Genomic DNA, 3,264 nt, shown 5'->3' with positions numbered 1-3,264 from the left:
GACCTGCGCCCCCCTCCGAGCGCAGGTCCCTCTTCCGTCTTGCGTAAGGCTCCGGCGTCTTAGGCCTGGACACCGGCCTTGCGACGACGCACCACGAAGATCGCACCGGCACCGGCGACGACCGCGGCACCGCCGACGAGGCTGATCATCGGCAGGGCGGAGCTGGAGCCGGTCTCGGCGAGGCTGCCGGTGACCTCCGGCGTCTTGCCGCCCGGCTTCGAGTCGGTGACGGGCGCCTTGCCGCCTTCCTGCGGCTTGGTGCCACCGGTGTCCGTACCGGCGGAGACGATCTGGAACTTGTAGGAGATCTGACCGAAGCCGGTGCACTCGGCGTCGTTGTCGCCGTAGATCGTCGCGCCGAGCGAGAAGCCGGCGCCGACCGGGGCGGACTTGCTGACGTTGAGGCGCAGCGGGATGTTGACCTCGTAGTCGGGCTTCAGCTCGTCGGTGTAACCGACGTAGCCGACCGCGAGGCCGCCCTCGTTGAGGTCGACCCAGATCTTGTCCTGGGGGTCCCAGGCCTGGAGCTGGACCTGCTTGCTGGAGAACAGGTCCTCGCCGTTCTTGTCGGCGGAGGCGCCGGCGAAGAAGTCGAGGTCGTTCAGCGTGGAGTCGGAGTTGTTGAGCACGTTCAGCGAGAACTTGTGCCAGCCGCTGCCCGCCGCGATCTTGCCGGGCAGGCCGGAGATGCCGACGTCGACCGTGGTGTCCGCGCAGACCGAGGGCTCGGGGTCGGGGGACTCCGACTCCTCGGGCTCGGACGCGGAGGGCGCCGGGGAGGACTCGCTCGCGGACGCGCTCGGCGTGCTCGACGTCTCGGGAGCGGACGCGCTCACGGACGCGCTCGGAGTCGGCGTCGTCTCGGGCGTGGACTCGCTCGCCGACGGCGAGGGGGACGTCTCGGGAGCGGACTCGCTCACGGACGCGCTCGGCGTGGGCGTCGTTTCGTCGGTCGCGTACGCGGCCGGTGCCGCGAGCAGTGCCACCGGGGCTATGACCGCCGTAGCGGCCGCTGCTGCCATGGCGCGGCGAAGCTTCATGAAGACCTCGGAGAGTCCGGCGTACCGCAGTGTGCGGTACGAACGTTGGGGGAGGCCTCCGCGTTGGGGGGCGCGGGAGTGGCCCGTGGTTCTGAAGGTTTGATCCGTGAAACCTGTGAATGGTTGCGCTGGCCTTCACAAGATTCTTATGTGGGCTGAGTCACATCCATGACCTTCTTGTGAAGGTGCTTGCCGAACGCCTAGAACTGACGCTCGTGTCTGACAAGCCGTCCGACGATCAGCCGTCGGCCTCCGAGTTCCCTGATGACGTCTGGGAACAGTTCACCCGTGACACCGAACGGGACATCCGCGGCTCCGCTCCGAAGGAGCCGTCCGCGCGGGCGCGCATGGTGACCGAGAGGTTGCGCCGGCAGGAGGAGCGGGGCGAGGTCCCTCCGGGGTGGCGTACCGATCCTGTCTCGCAGGGGGTGAACAGCCGGGCGGCCAGGCGCCGCAAGCTGTGGGCCGTACTCGGTGTGCCGGTCGCCGTCGCCGTGGCCCTGGTGGCCCTGAAGCCGTCACTGCTGCCCGGCGACCCTTTCGACACGGACGAGCCGCAGGCCGCGGCCTCACCGCTGCCGGTCGAGACGGCGGCGCCCACCGCACCGCCCGGGGCGTCGGACGCCGAGACCCCCACCCTGGACGAGCCCTTCGCCGGCTCCCCGGCGCTGCGCTGGGCCGACGGCGAGGCCGGCATCGTCCTGCCCGAGGCGAAGGTCGTCGGCACGGTTTCGAAGGACCGCGTGGAACAGGCGCTGAAGCTGACGAAGAAGCTGCTGATCGCCGCCAACCTCGACCCGCAGACGGTGCGCGGCGAGCGTCCCGAGGCCGCGCTCGACGTGCTCGACCCCAAGCAGCCGGGGCTCCTCGACAACCTGAACACCGCCCTGCGCTCCCCGAGCGGCAAGCATGACCCGGTGACGATGTTCAGCCGTTTCGACCCCGACGAGATACGGCCGGCCGGCGACGTGATCAAGACGCGCGGGCGTATGACGGTCGAGAAGGGCTCGCACGCGGGGGTCGCGGTGCGCGCCGACTACACCTTCGTCTACCCCGTCATGCGCGCCGACGGATCGACCGAGGTCACCCGCACGATCGTGCGCAGGGTCCTCGACGTCGAACTCGCCGACCCCGTCCGCTACCGGGTCACCCCGGGCAGGCTGACCGTCCGGAACTACGACGAGGAGATCGGCAACTCCGCCTGCGACGTCCACGACGGCTACCTGCACCCGGAGTTCCCGTCGCGCGGGGACAAGGGCCCCGACCCCACCGGCCCGACGACGGATCCGTACGACCGCAGCAAGAGCATCGACGACGGCCAGCCCTGCGGGACGGTGACCCGCACCTGAGCAGGCGCGAAGAGCATGAGCGAAGGGCCCCGCGGGATGGAGCCGCGGGGCCCTTCTTCTCGTCAGCACCGACGTCAGGGCCGCGCCGGTGCCTGGAAGCGGCGCCGGGGGGTTGCGCCGCTGGTCTCGACCTTTGGCAGTCGGGCAATGCGGGTGTCAGCGGGGGGACTTGGGCAGTATGCGCATCGTGCTGGATGAACGCGGCGCCCGCAACCGTTTGACCCAGCCTTGCGCGTTTTCGCAATTCCGCCGGGCGGCCCCGGGCGTCCCCGGAGCCGTCCGTTCTCTTGGGTGACCGGGCTGCTGTCCCCTGCCGTCCGGTCACATCCCTGGAGCGAGGTCCCACGACGCACGGCACGATCCGTACGTCTCATCGCTCCAGTGAGCCACGCGTGGTTCTTTCGGGCCCGCCCCTGGCTGGCGCGGACATCGAGACCAACGAGCCGGCCCGGGGCCGGTCACGCGCCGTACGGGTGAGAGAGGTGCGTACGTCTGTCCCGGGAACGCGGATTCAGATCTTGCCCCGGCACAGCTCCAGCAGGGTCATCGCCAGGGCCGTACCCGGCTTGCCCAGCGCGTCCCTGTAGTGGCCGAGCACCTCCATCTCGCGGGAGAGGTTCACGCGCCGGCCTCCGGAGGTGATCCGTGCCTCCTGGATGACGGCCGAGACGGCCACCCGTTCCTGGATCAGGCCGATGATCCGGTCATCGAGCGCGTCGATCCGCTCGCGTGCCCCGGCGATCACCTCGGCGGCCTCGGGGGTGCGGGCGCCGGTCACGTCGGTGGCGGTCGTGGGAACGGTCATGGGAGGGGCTCCTCGTCGTCAAGGGGTGCCCCGGAGCGGCAAGGCCCGGAGAACGACAGACGCCCCGGGC

3 protein-coding genes are annotated in these 3,264 nt (G+C 70.4%); 1 reads left to right on the top strand and 2 read right to left on the bottom strand.

Features of this window, described 5'->3' with window-relative positions:
* Positions 1 to 59: 59 nt before the first annotated feature.
* A complete protein-coding gene (locus ACFTZL_RS43190) occupies positions 60 to 1,040 on the bottom strand; it encodes an LAETG motif-containing sortase-dependent surface protein (protein WP_382595601.1) in 981 nt (326 codons plus the stop codon).
* A 215-nt stretch (positions 1,041 to 1,255) separates the two neighbouring features.
* On the opposite strand from ACFTZL_RS43190, the gene ACFTZL_RS43185 reads away from it, so the two are divergent.
* A complete protein-coding gene (locus ACFTZL_RS43185) occupies positions 1,256 to 2,389 on the top strand; it encodes a hypothetical protein (RefSeq protein WP_382595598.1) in 1,134 nt (377 codons plus the stop codon).
* A gap of 511 nt (positions 2,390 to 2,900) precedes the next feature.
* On the opposite strand, the gene ACFTZL_RS43180 is transcribed toward ACFTZL_RS43185, so the two are convergent.
* Positions 2,901 to 3,194 carry a chorismate mutase gene (locus tag ACFTZL_RS43180; RefSeq protein WP_382595595.1) on the bottom strand — a complete coding sequence of 98 codons (294 nt, stop codon included), beginning with the start codon at positions 3,192 to 3,194 and terminating at the stop codon, positions 2,901 to 2,903.
* Between the last annotated feature and the right edge of the window lie 70 nt (positions 3,195 to 3,264).

Origin of the sequence: Streptomyces sp. NPDC056948 (assembly GCF_042674225.1) — a bacterium.
Classification (GTDB): domain Bacteria; phylum Actinomycetota; class Actinomycetes; order Streptomycetales; family Streptomycetaceae; genus Streptomyces; species Streptomyces purpurascens.
The sequence above is the reverse complement of the archived record's forward strand: the minus strand, read 5'-3'. Positions and strand labels throughout refer to the sequence as shown.

Excerpts from the sequence above, each read along its gene's own strand:
- ACFTZL_RS43190 (WP_382595601.1), bottom strand. The coding sequence starts at position 1,040 with ATGAAGCTTCGCCGCGCCATGGCAGCAGCGGCCGCTACGGCGGTCATA.
- ACFTZL_RS43180 (WP_382595595.1), bottom strand. The coding sequence starts at position 3,194 with ATGACCGTTCCCACGACCGCCACCGACGTGACCGGCGCCCGCACCCCC.